Consider the following 16,105-nt stretch of genomic DNA (forward strand, 5'->3'; position numbering starts at 1 on the left):
CCGGACCTATCGCGGCATAGGACAAAAAGTCGCGGGGTGGTGACTCCGGGACGACGGGCGGGTCGCGCCGACGCGGGAGCGTCTGTCGCGGCCGGTTTTGCGGCGCGTGCGCCCTTCGCGGTCGTTCGCGCCGGGGGCGAGGGGCTTTTGACCGTCGGCCGGGAAGGGAGTCCATGAGCGAGCGAGACGTCGCGGCGAAGGCCGACGCAGTACGTGAGGCGCTCGCGGAGCGCGAGAGCGTCCTCATCGCCTTTTCGGGCGGCGTGGACTCCAGCGTGGTCGCCGCACTCGCCTACGAGGCGCTCGGCGAGAACGCGGTCGCCTGCACCGCGAAAAGCGAGACTCTCCCGGACGCCGAGTTAGACGACGCGAAGCGCGTCGCCGAGGAGATCGGCATCGAACACCTGACCGTCGAGTTCTCCGAGTTGGACAACCCCGACTTCGTCGCCAACGACGACGACCGGTGTTACCACTGTCGGACGATGCGCCTCGGCCGGATGTACGAGGCAGCCCGTAACCGCGGCATCGAGGCCGTCTGCGACGGGACCAACGCCTCGGACCCCGGCGAGGGCCACCGCCCCGGCCTCCGCGCCGTCGAGGAGTTGGAGGTGCTGTCGCCGCTTCTCGCCCACGACATCACGAAAGAGGAGGTCCGCGCCATCGCCGACGACTACGACCTGTCGGTCGCCGACAAGCCCTCCATGGCCTGTCTCTCCTCGCGGATTCCGACCGGCCTCGAAGTCACCGAGGAACGGCTCTCGCGGGTCGAACGCGCGGAGACGATTCTCCGGACGTGGGGCTTCGAGCAGTTCCGCGTCCGCGACCACGACGGCCTCGCTCGCATCGAGGTCGCGCCGGAGGAACTCGACCGCGCCCTCGACCCAGACTTCGTCCGCGCCGCCCGCGACCACCTGAAGGACGCCGGCTTCGACCACGTCACGCTCGACCTCCACGGCTACCGGACCGGGAGCGTCAGCCCCGCGGCCGAGGCGGACGCCGACGCGGGCGACGACGACCTCCTCGTGGACGACGTGTTCGCGCAGGACTACCCGATGCGGAAGTGACTGAGAGACCGCAGTTAGAAACTCGGACCAGACCGCAGAACGGCCTACGTCGTCAGAAATCGCGTCTCGTTCTCGGCGACGACGTGGAGTAACGGTTCGTCGCCGTCGTCGCTCAGTTCGACTTCGAACTCGCACAGCCCGCCGTTGTCGAGCGGTTGCGACAGCATCGTCTCGACGATGTCGAGACCTTTCACCTCGCCGAGCGACAGCCGAATCGGCGCGCCGTGGCTGACGACGAGCACCGTCTCGTCGGCGTCGAGCGAGTCGGCCAGCCCCTCGTGGGCGTTGAGGACGCGGCGGCGGACCTCGACGAGGCTCTCGCCGCTCGGGGGGCGCTCGCGGGCGGCGGGCGCGCCGACCGCCGAGAGGGCGTACTGCGGATACCGGTCGGTGAGTTCGTCGAACTCCAGTCCCTGCAGCGAGCCCACGTCGCGCTCGCGCCACGCCGAGTCGAGGACCGGTTCGAGGCCGAGTTCACGGGCGACGGGACGGGCGGTTTCTTGGGCGCGTTCGATGTCAGAGGAGACGAGGCGGTCGATCTCGTACGTGTCCGCGACGTGGCGTGCGAGGGCGTCGGCCTGCTCGCGGCCGCGCTCGGTGAGCGACACAGGGGCCCACCCCTGTACGCGCCCGGCGCGGTTCCACGTCGTCTCGCCGTGTCTGGCGAGAAGGAGGGTTGCCATACGTCCGTCTCATTCCCCACCGGCAATGAACGTTCCGCGCGAGATTCACGGTCTCAGCGCGCCAACTGTTAGGTATGGCACACGAACTCGTCACGAGCATCGAGATAGACGCCCCGCCCGAGCGGGTGTGGGAGACCCTCGTCGATTTCGACCGGTATCCCGAGTGGAATCCCTTCATGCGAATCGCCGGGCGACCGAACGAGGGCGCGACGCTCACCGTCCACCTGCGACCGCCGGGCGGCCGCGAGTCGGAGTTCGAACCCGACGTAGTCCACTGCGAGAAGCACCGCGAACTGCGCTGGCTCGGCCACCTCGTCTTCCCGGGGCTGTTCGACGGCGAACACCGGTTCCGCCTCGAACCGCTCGACGGCGAACGAACCCGATTCGAGCACGCCGAGACGTTCTCGGGCGTCCTCGCCGGACTCCTGTTGCGGTTCGTCGGCGAGCAGACCCGGGCGGGGTTCGTCGCCATGAACGAGGGGCTGAAAACGCGCGTCGAGGGAGCGGTCGCGGCCGAGAAGCGGGAGGCGGCGGAGTCGTCGGACGCGGCGTGATTCCTCGCGGTCTCTGAGAGATTCGGCGTGCTACAGCGACTCGCCGCAGAAACGGCAGGTGTCCCGGTCGGCTTCCTCCAGCGAGTGGCAGTTCGGACAGGAGACGGTCTCGGTACGAGCCGAAGGAATGCCGTTCGGCGACCGCGACTGACCCGCGCGGCGACTCACTCCGGGTTCGTCGCGCCCGAGGTTGAGGTACAGCGCCAATCCGAGAATCCCGCCGACGAACACCGAGAGGCCCCAGAGGAAGGCGTTGTGCGAACTGTGTCTGGTCGCGTCGATGCCGGCCCAGACGCTCACGGCGAACCAGAGCGGGAGGGCGACCACCGACAGGGCGACGATGTCGGCCATCGTGTAGATATTCTAACTATTCTGAAATAGATCTTCTGAACGGTCCGCGCTCGGCGGAAACGAGGGAGAGGGACCCGGCCGAGGGAGAAACGAGAAAAAGCGAGAATCCGGTCAGTTCCCGGTCCAGCGTAAGGCCGCGAGCGTCCCCTCGAACAGGACAATCATCGTCGCGCCGATGATGATGGGGGCCATCCCGGTCGGGTCGGGGCTGACGAGGAACGCGAGGCCGAGGAACGCGCCCCAGAACAGCAGGCGGCGGTCTTCGAGCCACTGCCGGGTGACGAGGTTCATCATGATGGCCAGTTCCACGAACAGCGGAATCTGGAAGACGACCGCCATGTAGCCCATCAGGATGAGGATGAGGTTGAACGTCTCTTTGAGGCCGAACGCGACGACGGCGGTCCCCTCGGTGTAGGAGGTGAAGTACGCGAAGATGGCCGGGAGCACCACGAAGTGCGCAAAGAGGACGCCGACGAGCGCGAGGATAAGGCTCGTCGGCACGGCCGCGAGGTAGTACTTGCGCTCTTTCGGGTAGAGGCCGGGGCGCATGAACAGGTACGTCTCGTAGACGAACACGGGAAGACCGATGACGGTGCCGGCGAGACCGGCGACCTTCAGTTTGGTGAGGATGAGTTCGAGCGGACCGTAGAGCCGCGGCCGGCGGTCCACGATGGTGTCCGCGCCGGGGATGTGGGAGTTCCAGAGGAAGTTGATGACGTCGGTCGCGCTCGGGATGTGGATACCGAAGGCGGCCTGCGTGTCCACGAGCGCGTTGAGGATGTCCGCGCCGGGGAAGAGCACGAGCGTAATCGCGCCGGCGACGCCGAGGACGACCGCCAACCGGCGAATCATCTCCTCGATGTGCGCGGTCAGCGGCATCTCCTGGTCGCTCTCGGGTGCCTCGCCGACGAGTCCGCCGACGTCCTCGTCGTCGAAGTCGTCGCCCTCGAACTCGGGGTCGTCGAAGTCGGCGTCCTCGACGGAGACGGACGACGGGGCCACGCCGCCCACCTCGTCCTCGCCGGTCAGCGCCGGGCTCGCGCCGTCGGCCGCCGCGTCCGGTCCGGCGTCGTCGGCCGACTCGTCGCTCGAATCGTCGTACGTCCCCTCGGGAACGTGCGACGTGTGTTCGTCGTCGGCGATGAGGCGCGGTTCGTCGTCGGAGTTGTCGGCATCGTCGTCGGAATCCGAATCCGAATCGTCCGCGTCGTCGGGAGCCGCGTCGGTATCGGCGTCGTCGCTGTCGTCGCCCGTCTCGTCGGGAGCGTCGTCAGAAGCGTCGTCGGCAGACCCGTCGGTAACGGTCTCGTCTCGCGGAGTGACTCGACCGTAAACCGGACCGTCGGACGACGAAGCCCCGTCGTCGTCAGACTCGTCGGACGAGCGCTGGTCGGCGTCGTCCGAGGCGTCCGTCTCGTCGTCGACCGCAGAGAGCCCTGTGTCGCGCTCCTCGTCCGCCATTCAGGTGTCCTACGCTTCCGGCCAGTTATAGGTCTTTTCGCATCGCGCCGAGGAGGCGCGCCGAAGTGGCCGAAATCACGCCCGCGGTGAAAAAGATTGATAACCGCCAGACTGCTTTCGCCACGTACGTATGTCCAGCGCCCTCGACGAGGACACCCAACAGACCATCGCGGCAGGCCGCGAGACCGCCGGTGCGATGCTCCGAGCGGCGCAAAAAGACCTCCAGAAGGTCTTTATCGTCTTCCTCGTCGGGTTCCTCGGTACGTTCTACGCGCTCCGACTCTACGTCTGGGAGTTCTTCCGGGGCGTGACCAAGGCACAGATGGACGCCAGCATCGCCGGCGACGTCAGCATCATCGCGCAGACGCCGTTCGACGTCATCCTCTTGCAGGCGAAAATCGGTCTCGTCGTGGGGATTCTCTTCGCGCTCCCGCCGTTCATCTACGTCTCGCGGGACGCGCTGAAAGCCCGGGGCGCGTGGCCGAAATCGCCCGTCGCGCCGTGGAAACTCGCGCTCATCGGACTGACGATGGTCGTGCTGTTCGCCGCGGGCGTCGCCTACGGCTACTTCGTCTTCTTCCCGTTCACGTTCGCGTTCCTCGCGCAGAACGCGCTGTCGGCCGGCTTCACGCCGAGTTACTCCATCGTGAAGTGGGCGCAGTTCATCTTCCTGCTCACGCTCTCGTTCGGTCTCGCGAGCCAACTTCCGCTCGCGATGACCGCGCTCTCCTACGCCGAAATCGTCCCCTACGAACTGTTCCGCGACAAGTGGCGCCACGCCGTCGTCGGCATCTTCGCGTTCGGCGCGCTGTTCACCCCGCCGGACCCGTTCACCCAAATCATGTGGGCGGTGCCCGTCATCACGCTGTACGCCTTCAGCCTCTATCTCGCCCGCGTGGTCGTCACGGCCAAACGCGGCAGCGAGAAGATGGACATCAAGGCGACGGCGACTCACCACTGGAACCTCCTCGCTGGCGTCGCCGTCGTCGGCGGCCTCCTCGTCTACGCCTTCTACGAGTACGGCGGCGTCGACCTCGTCAACGACGGACTCGCGGCGGTCGGAAGCGACTACGTGTTCCTCGACCCCGGCACGGGACTCGTGTTGGGCGCGTTCGTCGTCGCCGGCGGTGTCGTCGGTCTCGCGCTCGGGCTCGCCTACCTCGTCTACCGCGACATCCAGCGGCTCGAACGGACCGAAATCGGCGTCGGCGACCCCTCGAAGCTCGACCTTTCCGCGCTCGACGTGGGGGGCGTCCGCGCCGCGCCGCCCGAGGTCTTCGCCAACCGCGACGAAGACGAGATTATGAGCCTCGCGTCCGCCGCAATCGACGACGGCGACAAGGCCAAAGCGCAGGCCCTCATCGACCGGTTCGACGAGGCCGAAGCGGACCGCGAGGCCGAGGCGGCCGACGCCGAAGACGAGCCGGGCGAACTCGAAGACCGGACGACCCGCGCGGGCGGCGCGTTCTTCTCCGAACTGACCGGGGGCGAGACCGACGAGGACGACGTCGGCGGCTACTACACCGACATCGCGTTCATCGTCGATTCCGTCACCTCGCGGGCGTTCTGGGTCGTCGGCTGGTTCATGCTCGTCCTCGCGTCGACGTTCGGCTGGCTCTACACGGGCGGCATCAGGGACGTGTACGAGGACTTCCTCGGACGACTCCCCGCCGCGGTGACGCCCGAAGAAGTGCTCAACGTCGTCGCGCTTCACCCGATGGAAGCGCTCATCTTCGAGGTGAAGTTCTCGACGATTCTGGCCGTGCTGGCGACGCTTCCGCTCGTCGCGTACTTCGCGTGGCCCGCGCTCCGCGAGCGCAACATCATCCGCAAGCGCCGCCGGACCGTCTTCCTGTGGACCGGCGCGCTCGCCGGCGGTCTCCTCGGCGGCTTCGCGCTCGGCTACAGCTACGTCGCGCCGACGGTCATCACGTTCCTCGTCGAGGACGCCATCGCGGCGAACATGATAATCTCCTACCGCATCACCAACTTCTTCTGGCTCATCTTCTTCACCACCGCGGGTATCGGCCTCCTCGCCGACATCCCCATCCTGATGGTGCTTCTCAACACCGCCGGCATCAGCTACCGGATGATGCGGAAGCGCTGGCGCGAGGTCACGGTGTTCATCCTCGCCATCTCGGCGGTGTTCACCCCCGCGAGCATCACGACGATGTTCATGGTGACGCTCCCCCTGATGGCCGCCTACGGCGTCGGTCTCGGCATCCTGTTCGTGCTGACGGTCGGCGGCCGGCGCGACCTCTCGCCCGCCCGCGGCGCGGCGGAGTGAGCGCGGGTCGCCCGCGACCGAGAGACGGCTCGCCGACGGGAAGACGCGCCAAATATCGCCGCTGAGACCGTTGAAAAGGCGTTAAGTATTCTCATGAGAATCGCAGGGTATGGCCAAGATAAGCGTCGAGATTCCCGACGAACTGCTCGCTGACTTAGACGAGCACGTCGGCGACGACAAGAAGTTCGTGAACCGGAGCGATGCGGTTCGGGCGTCCATCCGGAAGACGCTCGACATCCTCGACGAGATAGACGACCGACACAACCGCCTCGTCGAAGATGAGTGAGGGGCGGTCGGCCGTCGGGCAGGTCGCCCTCGTCGGCCTGTTCGTCACCGCGCTGACGACGGCGCAGTTGACGGCGTCGAAGCTCCTGTCGATTCCCCTGCCGGCCGCGATAGGCGAACTCCCGTTCGTCGGTGCGGCCATCCTCATGCCGGGGGCGGCGCTGGCGTACGCGCTCACCTTCTTCGCGTCCGACTGCTACTCCGAACTGTACGGCCGCCGGGCGGCGCAGATTATGGTGAACGTCGGCTTCGCCATGAACTTCGTCCTCCTCGGCCTCGTCTGGAGTACCATCGCCGCGCCGGCCGCGAACCCCGAGTTCGCCGCGCAGTTCGCCACGGTGCTCTCGTCGGGGACGAACATCGTCGCCGGGAGCCTGCTGGCGTACCTCGTGAGTCAGAACTGGGACGTCATCGTCTTCCACGGCATCCGCGACATGACGGACGGCTCGTTCCTCTGGCTCCGCAACATCGTCTCGACGGCGACGAGTCAGGCCATCGACACGGTCATCTTCGTCGGCGTCGCGTTCTACGTCGCGCCGACGGTCCTCGGCATCGGAGACGTGCTCCCGTGGAACGTCCTCGTCGGCCTCGCCATCGGCCAGTACCTCCTGAAACTCCTCATCGCAGTCGTGGACACCCCGTTCGTCTACGGGGTCGTCGCGCTCCTGCGCGACGACGAGTCCTCGACCGACGGCTGGGTCGCGGACTGAAACGCCGCCCGGACCGACGGACGGCTTATCTCTTTTGGTAGCATACCACACGATGTATGGCTGACGAGCACCGCCACAGGCTCACTGAGCGAGACGCGATGGAGATGGGGGTTCGCTGTCCCAACTGCGGGACCTACACGTCGTTCGGCGACATCCTCGCCACCGGGGCCTGCCGCGGCGGGTGGAAGGGGTGTCGGACGGGGCTTCGACTCGACCTCGTGGTGTACGACTGAGAACAGACGGCGGGTCGGACGGGCAACGCGGCTCAGACGACCGCGTCGGCGTCCGACGAGTCGTTCAGGTAGAGGTACGCCGCCGCGACGGCGAAGACGGCCTCGCCGCCCTTCGAGAGCATCGCCATCTCGCTGACCCGCCCGCTCATGACGACCCACGCCACGATTTGAGCGAGCGCGAACGCGATGGCGACGAGGTAGAACTCGCGCCGCCAGAACCTGCTCAGGTAGACGGCGATGCCCGCGAGGAAACCGACGCCCGCGAGGACGAACAGTATCGCCTGCGTCTGGTCGAACTGGAGCAACATCGGGGCCATCGACAGGTGGACGTACGTCGAGGCCAGCGCCCCGACGATGGCGACGTACGGAGCGATTCCCGAGGGAAGGCCGGTGAACAACGGTCGCGACTCGGCGGTCGTGGTGTCTGCTGACATGGGGACTCAGCAACAACATCGTGTCAACTGATAATAATGCTTGCCCGAAGTTAGGCACAAATTCCGCGGAGAACGAGGCACGGTGACGCGGGAGTCGAAACTGCGGGAACCCGGCGCGCTCAGTCGTCGATTGGCTCGGCGAAGGCGAACCGCGGTTTCACGTCGGTGACGCGGACCGTCGGGGTGTCGCCCGCCTCAGTACCGGAGACGAACAGCGTGAAGTCCTCGACCTTGGCGATGCCGTCGCCCTCGCTTCCGACGTCGACGATTTCCACGTCGAGTTCGTCGCCCTTCCGAACCGGCGCGGTGAGGAAGTGCTTCCCGACGAGGTACTGCTCGGAGGAGCTGTCGCGCGAGGCGTCGGGGCGCATCGACCGGACGTACTGGAACTCCCGTTCCATGTCGGCGCGGAGGTCCGCGACGTCCGGGCCGTCGAACACCTTCACGGCGAAGTCGCCGCCGGTCGCCAACAGTTCCTGTGCGACCTCGAACGCCTGTCGGGCGAGGTAGACAGAGCGGGCGTGGTCCAGCGAGTACTCGCCGGTCATGTTCGGCGCCATGTCGGAGACGACGGCGTCGGCCCCGCGCTCGCCGATGACGGCCGTTAGCTCTTCTTTCGTCTCGTCTTCGGTCATGTCGCCGCGAATCGTCTGGACGTTGTCGCGGTCGATACCGCGGATTCGCTGGAGGTCGACGCCGACGACCTTGCCGTGGTCGCCGACCGCCTCGGAGGCGACCTGCAGCCACCCGCCGGGGGCGGCACCGAGGTCGACGACGGTGTTGCCGGGGCCGAACAGGCCCGCGTCCCCGTCGAGTTGTTTCAGCTTGTAGGCCGAGCGGGCGCGGTAGCCCTCCTGTTTGGCCTTGTTGTAGTAGTGGTCCTTGCGCGCCATGGTCTTGGCATCAGTAGCGTATCAGGCCGTATACCGGCTTCGGCTTGCGCCGTGAATCGTGCGGAACCGTGCCACGTCACGGGAGCCACGGGCGTCAAGACGGCCGAACTCAGTCGTCGCCGACGAGTTCGTCGAACAGCGCCGAGACCCGTCCCTCGATGTCGTCGCGAATCGACCGAACCGCATCGAGGTCCTGTCCGTCTGGGTCGTCGAGGTCCCAGTCGCGGGCGTCGCCCCGCCACGTCATCGGGCAGATACCCTCGGCCGAACACCCCATCGTGACGACGATGTCCACGCCCATAATCTCGTCTTGGCCGATTGCGCGGGGCGTCTCGTCGGCGAGGTCGAACCCCTCCTCACCCATGACCTCGACGACCTCGTCGTGGACGTGGTCGGCGGGGTCGGTGCCGCCGGTGACGACCTCGATTCGGTCGCCGACGCCGCGCTCGTCGCGCTCCCGGCGGGCGAAGGCCGTCGCCATCTGGCTCCGGCCGGCGTTCTGGACGCAGACGAAGGCGACGCGGGTCGGAGTCGCGTCGGCGTCGGCGGCGTCGCTCATCTCTCGGCACCTCGTCGGCGGGCGGCTGGCTTCGTCTCGTCGTTTCCCATGACCAGGAGTTACACAATCAGCTATTTGAGTGCTTTGAAGCCCGAAACGCCCGAAATCGGTGGATTAGCTATGTACGAAGATAGTGACAACAACACGCATGGGGAGCCGACGGGAGCGGTGGGGTGCTCGCGGGAGCGCGCACGCGGGAGAGCGTGCGAACATCATATTGCGGTGAGTCCAAATCAGGAGTATTTTTAAGACCGCTGTCGTACGACGGCACATATGTTCAAGGCCATCGTGAGCGCCGCGACGCTCCGGGACGCGCTCGACTCCGTGAGCGTCCTCGTCGACGAGTGTAAGATTCGACTCAACGAGGAGAGTCTCTCCATCCGCGCCGTCGACCCCGCGAACGTCGGCATGGTGGACCTCACGCTCGACGCGGCGGCGTTCGAGTCCTACGAAGCCGACGGCGGCGTCATCGGCGTCAACCTCTCGCGCCTCGAAGAGGTCGCCGGTATGGCGGGCTCGGGCGACCTCATCCACCTCACGCTCGACGAGGAGACGCGCAAGCTCAACATCCGCATCGACGGGCTGTCGTACACGCTCGCGCTCATCGACCCCGACTCGATTCGCCAGGAACCCGACATCCCGGACCTCGACCTCGCCGCTGACATCGTCCTCGAAGGCACGCACCTCGACCGCGGTATCAAGGCGGCCGACATGGTCTCCGACCACATCCGCCTCCGCGTCGACGCCGCCGAAGAGACGTTCCACATCGAAGCCGAAGGCGACACCGACGACGTGGACCTGTCGCTTCCCCCGACCGACCTCATCAGCATCGCGCCCGGCGCGGCCGACTCGCTGTTCTCGCTCGACTACCTGAAGGACATGAACAAGGCGATTCCGACCGACGCCGAAGTCACCGTCGAACTCGGCGAGGAGTTCCCGGTCAAGCTTCACTACCAGATCGCAGAAGGGATGGGCACCATCACGTACATGCTCGCCCCGCGCATCCAGAGCGACTGAGCGGACGTTTCGGCCACCGCGTCGTTCACCGACCACCGAGCCGTCCCACTCGCTTCTCTCGATTCTCACTCGCCAGCGACGGCGTCGTCCGACGACTCCTCCCGACACCAGTACGGCAGTCGAACCGTCGCCGTCGTGCCGGTCTCGGAGGCCGCTGAGTCGGCGGTCGCGTCACTCCCACCGACCTCGTCCCGCTCGCCTCGCACGTCGAAGTTGAGGTGGCCGCCGAGCGCGTCGACCGTCCACCGGACCGCCCAGAGGCCGAGGCCGCTCCCGTGTTGGAGCGGCGACTCGCCCCCGGTCTCGACCACGGAGCGCTCGTAGTCGGGGACGCCCGGCCCGTCGTCTTCGACGACGACGACGAGGTCGGCGTCGACCGCGCGGACCGACACGGCGACCGTCGGGTCGTCGCCGCCGTGTTCGAGCGCGTTCTCGACGAGTTCGCGGACGAGGAGCTTCGCCGCCGACTCGCTCCCGGAGACGGACAGCGACTCGGGGGCGTCCACCTCGACCGACCCGGCGTCGAACTCCGCGCTGACCTCGGCGACGCAGTCGCGGACGGTCGCGGCGACGTCGAAGCGCCTGCCGCCGTCGATACCGGCCATGACGCGCTCGACGGACCGGGCCTTCTCGCCGAGCGAGAGGAGCTTGTTCGACCGGGTGCGTATCGTGTCCGTCGGGCCGCGCTGGTCCGGCGGAAGCCGGTCTGCGAGCATGTCGGCGTAGCCGATGACGACCGTCATGTCGTTCCGGAGGTTGTGCCGGAGGACGCGGTTGAGGACTTCGAGGCGCTGGCGGCGGCGGACGCGTCCCGTCACGTCGGAGACGGTGACGGTCCGGCCGAGGCGACGGCCGTGCTGGTCCGTGACCGGCGAGAGCGTCACCTCGTAGGTCCGGCGGCGGCGGTCGACCGTCACGTCCACGAACTGTCGGTCCTCGTCGAGGTCGACGCCCGGAAGTACCGACGACAGCGGGTCGAACGCCGCGGTCGGGTCGATGTCGAGGAGCGACGAGGCGGTCTCGTTGGCGTCGACGACGCGGTGCTCGCGGTCGACGACGAGAACGCCGACGGCCACGTCGTCGATGGCGGCGCGGCGGCCGAGTCGCCCCGTCGCCGGCGAGAGACCGAACAGCTGGAATCGATAGAGCGCGTGGCCGAACGTCGCGCCCGTCACGGCGAGCGCGATTGGCGTGAAGTTCACCATCTGAAGCGGGCCGACGCCGAAGGTGTGGGCGATGTGGGCGACCGTCGGTGCGGTCGAGCCGATGGCGAGCGTCACCGCCTGCTCGCGGTAGTGCGAGAGCCGCTCGACCAGCATCTCGATGACGAGGACGAGCCCGGTGCCGATGATGACGTAGCCGTACACCGCGTGGAGGTAGTACCACAGGTTCGGGTCGAACCGCACCGTGGCCGCGCCGAACACCGGGTCGATGTGGTAGTTCGTCCACAGCAAGCCGTGGCTGGGGTTCGTCGCCAGCGCGACGACGGTGATAGCCGGGAACACGAGGAGTCCGGCGATGAGCCGCCGCGAGAGGAGTTCGCCGCGCCCGGTGTACGAAAGCGAGAACGCGAACCACGTGGGCGCGATGACGGCCTGCGCGACGTCGATGGGGATTTGGAACCAAAACCGGAGCGCGGGGTCGAACACCGTGAGCGCGACGCCGTAGGAACCGGCCCACAGCGCCGCCGAAAACAGGAGGACCGACAGCGCTTTCGAGCCGGGTTCGGTGCCCTCGCGCCAGGCGACGACCGCGATGGAGACGGAGACGAGCGCCGCGACGAGGCAGAGGACGACCAACGGCGAGACGGCGACGACCGAAGGCACGGGTAGACCTCAGACTCGGCGGTCGTAACACTTGCGGGCCGCGGCGAAATTCGAAGGCGGGGTTCCGCGTCCCGGTCGCGGGCGACGTGTCGCGGCCGCGACACGCAGGGCACTCAGGGCGCGTCCGCTTCCGCCCGCGGCCGGCGCGCCACGGACGCGAGGACGTAGACCACGGGCACGATGAGCGCGGCCCCGACGACGAACGGCGACCAGTACGCGAGGACGTACAGCGCCGCCATCGACGGCGGGCCGAGCGTCCGGCCGAGGCTCCCCGCGCCCTGCGTGACGCCGAAGGCGTTGCCCTGCTGGTCGGCCGACGCCGACGTGGAGACGAGCGTCGACAGCGAGACGTTCAACATCCCGTTGCCGAACGACAGCAGCGCCCCGACGAGGAGGAGTGCCACGAGTTCGCGGGTGAGCCACGGCGGCCCGCCGACCGCGGGAAGCACCGCCCCGATGTCGGGCGAAAAGGGGAGCAACGCGAGCGAGAGCAGAAGTCCGACCGCGCCGACGACAGCCAGTTTCGCCTCCGAGTACCGCCGGGCGAGTCGGCCGACGACGACCCCCTGATTCAGCGTGCCGAGCAGGCCGATGTAGGTCAGAAACAGCGCCGTCTCCGTCTCGCCGTAGCCGTACACGTCGGCCGCGAAGGGGATGAACATGACCTGAATCCCCGAGAAGGCGACCGAGACGACGAAAAAGGAGACGACGAGTCCCCGGAGGTCGTCGTCGGCGAGGGCGGTGCGGAACTGCGAGACGAGCGTCGTCGCGGGCGTGCCGGCCGGCGCGCGAGTCCGCTCGGGTTCGCGCAGGAAGACGAACGCGAAGCCGAGGCTCACGAGGCTCAACGCCGCCGCGGTGAAACTCGGCAGGGAAAAGCGCGTCGCGGGCACGAACGACGGGAGCAGGTCGCGGGCGAGCGCGACCACCGGGTCGGACGCCATCAGCCCGCCGATTGCCGGGCCGAAGATGAACCCGAGACTGAACGACGCGCCGACGAGGCCGAGCGCCCCGGCCCGGCGCGCCGGCGGCGTGATGTCGGCGATGTACGCCTGCGCCGTGGCGATGTTGCCGCCCATCGCGCCCGCGAGCATCCGCGAGGCGAACAGCGTCGCCACCGCGAGCGTCGTGCCGAACAGCAGGTCGATTTCGCCGGCGACGCCGAAGACGGTCCACGCGAGGACGCTCCCGACGAGCGACAGCATGATGACCGGCCGACGGCCACGCTGGTCGGAGATGCGACCGAGGACGGGCGCGAAGAGGAACTGCATGAGCGAGTACGACGCCGCCAAGAGACCGATGTACACGTCGCTGACGCCGAAGCTCCGGACGTAGAACGGTAGGATGGGGATGACGACCCCGAACCCGAGGAGGTCGATGAAGACGACGGCGATGACGACCGCGAGGGCGCGTCGCGTTCCCCGCGACTCCTCGGGGACCTCGGCGTCGGAAGAGACGGCGGACTCGGGGGCACTCACGACACTACACAGGTTCGAGAAGCGCCTAACGGTTGCGCCGAGTTAGCGGGAGAATCGAAGGGAACGTCGGGTCGAAGCGTAAACCGGGTCGGCGCTCAGGAACGGTAGCGGTCGATGACGCGCTTGGCCGAGACGGCCTTTTCCTTCCAGCCGTAGCCCGCGTCGTAGACGTGGCGCTTCTTCTCGACGAGTTCGGCGGGCGTCGCCTCCTCGAACCCGCCGCGGTCCCACGCGCCGGTGTCGCGGAGCCAGTTGACGACGTTCTCGCGCGTCTCGGGCCACGACAGGCCGACCATCTCGTACCACGCTATCATGGCGAAGACGGCGTTGTCGTGACAGCCGGGGACGCTCCCGTACTGGTTGAGCGTCCGCATCGGCTCCCGGGTCGGCTCCGAGACCTCCTCTCTGAACTCCTCGGCGGTGAGGAGTCGGAGGACGCCCGAGTTCGCTTCCGACACCCGCTCGTCGCGCTTGAGCCGGCGGAGCGCGGCCTGCTGGAGCGGTCCCCACTCGCCCGGCGCTTCGCGGCGGAGCGTCTCCTCGTCGCACGGCCCGCCGGCGAGGACGGAGACGATATCGACGTAGGCGCGCTCGACTTCGACCCACGGGGTCCCCTCGAAGCGGCAGTCGGCGTCGTGGAGACTGGTCGTGGCGCGGCAGTCCGGACACGGGTAGTCGAAGTGCGGCACGTGAGAGCCTGAGGAAGTGGTCGGTAATAGGTTGTGTGATGCGCCGTCGTCGCGACGGGGGCTGTGACGGGCTCACGCGACCCGTGCACCACCGCCGAATCCGTCGCGTTTATCGGTGGGCACCCGGAACGTGGCGGTATGCGGATGCGCCCGCTCCACGCCCGATACCCGTTCTTCGCCGCGGCCAGAGAGGCGGTCGAATCGGCCGACGTCGCCATTGCGACGCTCGTCGCCGAGGACGCCCCGGCCGTCGAGCGTGGCGTCGAGCGCGTCGAACGCGCCCTCATGGAGGGCACGGTCGAACCCGACCCCGACGAGGCCTACGGGTGGGACACCCAGACGGAACTGCTCTCGTACCCCATCTCGCGCATCATCGTCTCGCTCGTCGAGACGCCCGCGGCGGTGGACAAGTACGCCCGCGCCGAGGCCGACACGGCCTACGAGCGCATGCTCGCCGACTTCGACGCCGGCGACGACGACGTCCACGGCGAGGCCCGCGCGAACCTCGACGACTTCCTCCGCGAGTTCGACCTCGACGGCGCGGTGCGGGCCGAATCGAACCGGAACCGGAACAGCCGCCGCGCGCCCGACCACTACTGGGTCGACGTGGGACCGTACCTCACCTACTCCGACACCGACTGGGGCGCGGACTGGCGGCTCGTCAACCGCTCGCTGGCCGACGGCGCGGTCCGCGTCACCCGCGAGGAGCTCTCGGAACTGCTCCGCGAGGCGGTCCGCCGCCGGGTCGCCGAGGGGCTTCCCTTCGCCGTCCGCGGGAGCGACGCCGGCGACCGACTCGCCGACGCGCTCAAACCCCACGTCGAGCGCCTGCGGAACCTGCTTTCGGACCGCGGCGCGGTCAACGTCGTCTACGTCGACTCGGTGGACCCCGACCACTTCCCGCCCTGCGTCGAGGCACTGTTGGCGCGGGCGCAGGACGGCGAGACCCTCCCGAACGAGGCGGCGTTCGCGCTCGCGGCGTTCCTCGTCGGCGTCGGCCTCGAACCCGAGGCGGTCGGGGGCGTCGTCGGCGACGCGAACGCCGAGGAGTTGCAGAAGCGGGCGACGGTCCTCGCAGACTCCAGCGGGTCGCAGTACGCGCCGCCGACCTGCGAGACGATGCAGGCGTACGACCTCTGTGTGAACCGCGACGACCGCTGTGACACCATCAAGCACCCGATGAAGTACTTCGAGACGGCGACGAACGACGCGGACGCGACCGCCGCGGACGAAGTCGCCGACTAACGAGAGGCACGAAGAACGTTTCTGCGAGCCGTCTACGGGCCGTCAGCCGACCGTCGAGCGCCGCCGCTACGCGTCGAGCGTCCGCGTGACGGCGACCGAGTCGCCGAAACCGACCGACCGGATTAGGAAGAACGCGACAGCCAAACGCCGATACCAGCCATCACGAGGACGAACGCCGTGATAGCGCCGACGAGTGCGAACCCGCCGGTGGAGATGAGTCCACTCTGGTTGTAGGTCGCACCGATGCCGACGATGAGGGCGATAAACACCCCGACCGCGACGATGGAGACGGCAATCTTCCGCCGCATCTCCGCTTCGATAGCCATGCGACGACGT

18 protein-coding genes are annotated in these 16,105 nt (G+C 67.9%); 8 read left to right on the forward strand and 10 right to left on the reverse strand.

The window, feature by feature from the left end; all coding sequences use genetic code 11:
• Positions 1-173: 173 nt before the first annotated feature.
• Complete coding sequence (gene larE, locus AUR65_RS03115) at positions 174-1,064, forward strand: ATP-dependent sacrificial sulfur transferase LarE (protein WP_058568332.1); 891 nt, start codon at positions 174-176, stop codon at positions 1,062-1,064.
• Positions 1,065-1,108: 44 nt separating this feature from the next.
• Here larE and AUR65_RS03120 read toward each other — a convergent pair whose 3' ends face one another.
• A complete protein-coding gene (locus AUR65_RS03120) occupies positions 1,109-1,747 on the reverse strand; it encodes a histidine phosphatase family protein (protein WP_058568333.1) in 639 nt (212 codons plus the stop codon).
• A gap of 74 nt (positions 1,748-1,821) precedes the next feature.
• On the opposite strand from AUR65_RS03120, the gene AUR65_RS03125 reads away from it, so the two are divergent.
• The gene (locus AUR65_RS03125; RefSeq protein ID WP_058568334.1) at positions 1,822-2,301 is read left to right on the forward strand and encodes an SRPBCC domain-containing protein; all 480 of its coding nucleotides are present in this window, start codon (positions 1,822-1,824) and stop codon (positions 2,299-2,301) included.
• Between the two features lie 30 nt (positions 2,302-2,331).
• Here AUR65_RS03125 and AUR65_RS03130 read toward each other — a convergent pair whose 3' ends face one another.
• Positions 2,332-2,652, reverse strand: a complete 321-nt coding sequence (locus AUR65_RS03130; RefSeq protein ID WP_058568335.1) for a hypothetical protein — start codon at positions 2,650-2,652, stop codon at positions 2,332-2,334.
• 111 nt (positions 2,653-2,763) lie between these two features.
• The gene (tatC, locus tag AUR65_RS03135) at positions 2,764-4,113 is read right to left on the reverse strand and encodes a twin-arginine translocase subunit TatC (protein ID WP_058568336.1); all 1,350 of its coding nucleotides are present in this window, start codon (positions 4,111-4,113) and stop codon (positions 2,764-2,766) included.
• 130 nt (positions 4,114-4,243) lie between these two features.
• Here tatC and AUR65_RS03140 point away from each other — a divergent pair, with 130 nt between their 5' ends.
• The 4 genes from AUR65_RS03140 (at position 4,244) to AUR65_RS19855 (ending at position 7,628) form a co-directional block, all read left to right on the forward strand.
• On the forward strand, positions 4,244-6,400 hold the full coding sequence (locus AUR65_RS03140) for a twin-arginine translocase subunit TatC (RefSeq protein ID WP_058568337.1): 2,157 nt from the start codon (positions 4,244-4,246) through the stop codon (positions 6,398-6,400).
• Positions 6,401-6,509: 109 nt separating this feature from the next.
• A complete protein-coding gene (locus tag AUR65_RS03145) occupies positions 6,510-6,686 on the forward strand; it encodes a ribbon-helix-helix domain-containing protein (RefSeq protein WP_004045298.1) in 177 nt (58 codons plus the stop codon).
• Positions 6,679-7,395 carry a queuosine precursor transporter gene (locus AUR65_RS03150; RefSeq protein ID WP_058568338.1) on the forward strand — a complete coding sequence of 239 codons (717 nt, stop codon included), beginning with the start codon at positions 6,679-6,681 and terminating at the stop codon, positions 7,393-7,395. Before AUR65_RS03145 ends, AUR65_RS03150 begins: the two co-directional genes overlap by 8 nt.
• 56 nt (positions 7,396-7,451) lie before the next feature.
• On the forward strand, positions 7,452-7,628 hold the full coding sequence (locus AUR65_RS19855) for a hypothetical protein (protein ID WP_199180555.1): 177 nt from the start codon (positions 7,452-7,454) through the stop codon (positions 7,626-7,628).
• Positions 7,629-7,660: 32 nt separating this feature from the next.
• On the opposite strand, the gene AUR65_RS03155 is transcribed toward AUR65_RS19855, so the two are convergent.
• From AUR65_RS03155 to AUR65_RS03165, 3 genes are all read right to left on the reverse strand, one after another.
• Positions 7,661-8,062 carry a DUF7475 family protein gene (locus tag AUR65_RS03155; RefSeq protein ID WP_058568339.1) on the reverse strand — a complete coding sequence of 134 codons (402 nt, stop codon included), beginning with the start codon at positions 8,060-8,062 and terminating at the stop codon, positions 7,661-7,663.
• A 119-nt stretch (positions 8,063-8,181) separates the two neighbouring features.
• Positions 8,182-8,955 (reverse strand): 23S rRNA (uridine(2552)-2'-O)-methyltransferase, encoded by a 774-nt coding sequence (locus tag AUR65_RS03160; protein WP_058568340.1) that lies wholly within the window; start codon positions 8,953-8,955, stop codon positions 8,182-8,184.
• A 109-nt stretch (positions 8,956-9,064) separates the two neighbouring features.
• The gene (locus AUR65_RS03165; RefSeq protein ID WP_058568341.1) at positions 9,065-9,514 is read right to left on the reverse strand and encodes an arsenate-mycothiol transferase ArsC; all 450 of its coding nucleotides are present in this window, start codon (positions 9,512-9,514) and stop codon (positions 9,065-9,067) included.
• Positions 9,515-9,787: 273 nt separating this feature from the next.
• Between AUR65_RS03165 and AUR65_RS03170 the strand changes: the two genes are divergently transcribed.
• Positions 9,788-10,531, forward strand: coding sequence for a DNA polymerase sliding clamp (locus AUR65_RS03170; protein WP_058568342.1), 744 nt, complete (start codon positions 9,788-9,790; stop codon positions 10,529-10,531).
• Positions 10,532-10,596: 65 nt separating this feature from the next.
• On the opposite strand, the gene AUR65_RS03175 is transcribed toward AUR65_RS03170, so the two are convergent.
• The 3 genes from AUR65_RS03175 to AUR65_RS03185 form a co-directional block, all read right to left on the reverse strand.
• The gene (locus tag AUR65_RS03175) at positions 10,597-12,357 is read right to left on the reverse strand and encodes a histidine kinase N-terminal 7TM domain-containing protein (protein ID WP_058568343.1); all 1,761 of its coding nucleotides are present in this window, start codon (positions 12,355-12,357) and stop codon (positions 10,597-10,599) included.
• 113 nt (positions 12,358-12,470) lie between these two features.
• On the reverse strand, positions 12,471-13,835 hold the full coding sequence (locus tag AUR65_RS03180) for an MFS transporter (RefSeq protein WP_058568344.1): 1,365 nt from the start codon (positions 13,833-13,835) through the stop codon (positions 12,471-12,473).
• Positions 13,836-13,930: 95 nt separating this feature from the next.
• Positions 13,931-14,524 (reverse strand): DUF7474 family protein, encoded by a 594-nt coding sequence (locus AUR65_RS03185; RefSeq protein ID WP_058568345.1) that lies wholly within the window; start codon positions 14,522-14,524, stop codon positions 13,931-13,933.
• A 144-nt stretch (positions 14,525-14,668) separates the two neighbouring features.
• Here AUR65_RS03185 and AUR65_RS03190 point away from each other — a divergent pair, with 144 nt between their 5' ends.
• A complete protein-coding gene (locus AUR65_RS03190; protein WP_058568416.1) occupies positions 14,669-15,769 on the forward strand; it encodes a DNA primase in 1,101 nt (366 codons plus the stop codon).
• A 122-nt stretch (positions 15,770-15,891) separates the two neighbouring features.
• On the opposite strand, the gene AUR65_RS03195 is transcribed toward AUR65_RS03190, so the two are convergent.
• Positions 15,892-16,095, reverse strand: a complete 204-nt coding sequence (locus AUR65_RS03195) for a DUF7472 family protein (RefSeq protein ID WP_004973872.1) — start codon at positions 16,093-16,095, stop codon at positions 15,892-15,894.
• Positions 16,096-16,105: the final 10 nt, after the last annotated feature.

The organism is Haloferax marisrubri (assembly GCF_001469875.2).
GTDB lineage: Archaea > Halobacteriota > Halobacteria > Halobacteriales > Haloferacaceae > Haloferax > Haloferax marisrubri.

Bases quoted from the DNA above. Each gene is read 5' to 3' on its own strand.
- larE (WP_058568332.1), top strand. From the start codon at position 174: ATGAGCGAGCGAGACGTCGCGGCGAAGGCCGACGCAGTACGTGAGGCG.
- AUR65_RS03120 (WP_058568333.1), bottom strand. From the start codon at position 1,747: ATGGCAACCCTCCTTCTCGCCAGACACGGCGAGACGACGTGGAACCGC.
- AUR65_RS03125 (WP_058568334.1), top strand. From the start codon at position 1,822: ATGGCACACGAACTCGTCACGAGCATCGAGATAGACGCCCCGCCCGAG.
- AUR65_RS03130 (WP_058568335.1), bottom strand. From the start codon at position 2,652: ATGGCCGACATCGTCGCCCTGTCGGTGGTCGCCCTCCCGCTCTGGTTC.
- tatC (WP_058568336.1), bottom strand. From the start codon at position 4,113: ATGGCGGACGAGGAGCGCGACACAGGGCTCTCTGCGGTCGACGACGAG.
- AUR65_RS03140 (WP_058568337.1), top strand. From the start codon at position 4,244: ATGTCCAGCGCCCTCGACGAGGACACCCAACAGACCATCGCGGCAGGC.
- AUR65_RS03145 (WP_004045298.1), top strand. From the start codon at position 6,510: ATGGCCAAGATAAGCGTCGAGATTCCCGACGAACTGCTCGCTGACTTA.
- AUR65_RS03150 (WP_058568338.1), top strand. From the start codon at position 6,679: ATGAGTGAGGGGCGGTCGGCCGTCGGGCAGGTCGCCCTCGTCGGCCTG.
- AUR65_RS19855 (WP_199180555.1), top strand. From the start codon at position 7,452: ATGGCTGACGAGCACCGCCACAGGCTCACTGAGCGAGACGCGATGGAG.
- AUR65_RS03155 (WP_058568339.1), bottom strand. From the start codon at position 8,062: ATGTCAGCAGACACCACGACCGCCGAGTCGCGACCGTTGTTCACCGGC.
- AUR65_RS03160 (WP_058568340.1), bottom strand. From the start codon at position 8,955: ATGGCGCGCAAGGACCACTACTACAACAAGGCCAAACAGGAGGGCTAC.
- AUR65_RS03165 (WP_058568341.1), bottom strand. From the start codon at position 9,514: ATGAGCGACGCCGCCGACGCCGACGCGACTCCGACCCGCGTCGCCTTC.
- AUR65_RS03170 (WP_058568342.1), top strand. From the start codon at position 9,788: ATGTTCAAGGCCATCGTGAGCGCCGCGACGCTCCGGGACGCGCTCGAC.
- AUR65_RS03190 (WP_058568416.1), top strand. From the start codon at position 14,669: ATGCGCCCGCTCCACGCCCGATACCCGTTCTTCGCCGCGGCCAGAGAG.
- AUR65_RS03195 (WP_004973872.1), bottom strand. From the start codon at position 16,095: ATGGCTATCGAAGCGGAGATGCGGCGGAAGATTGCCGTCTCCATCGTC.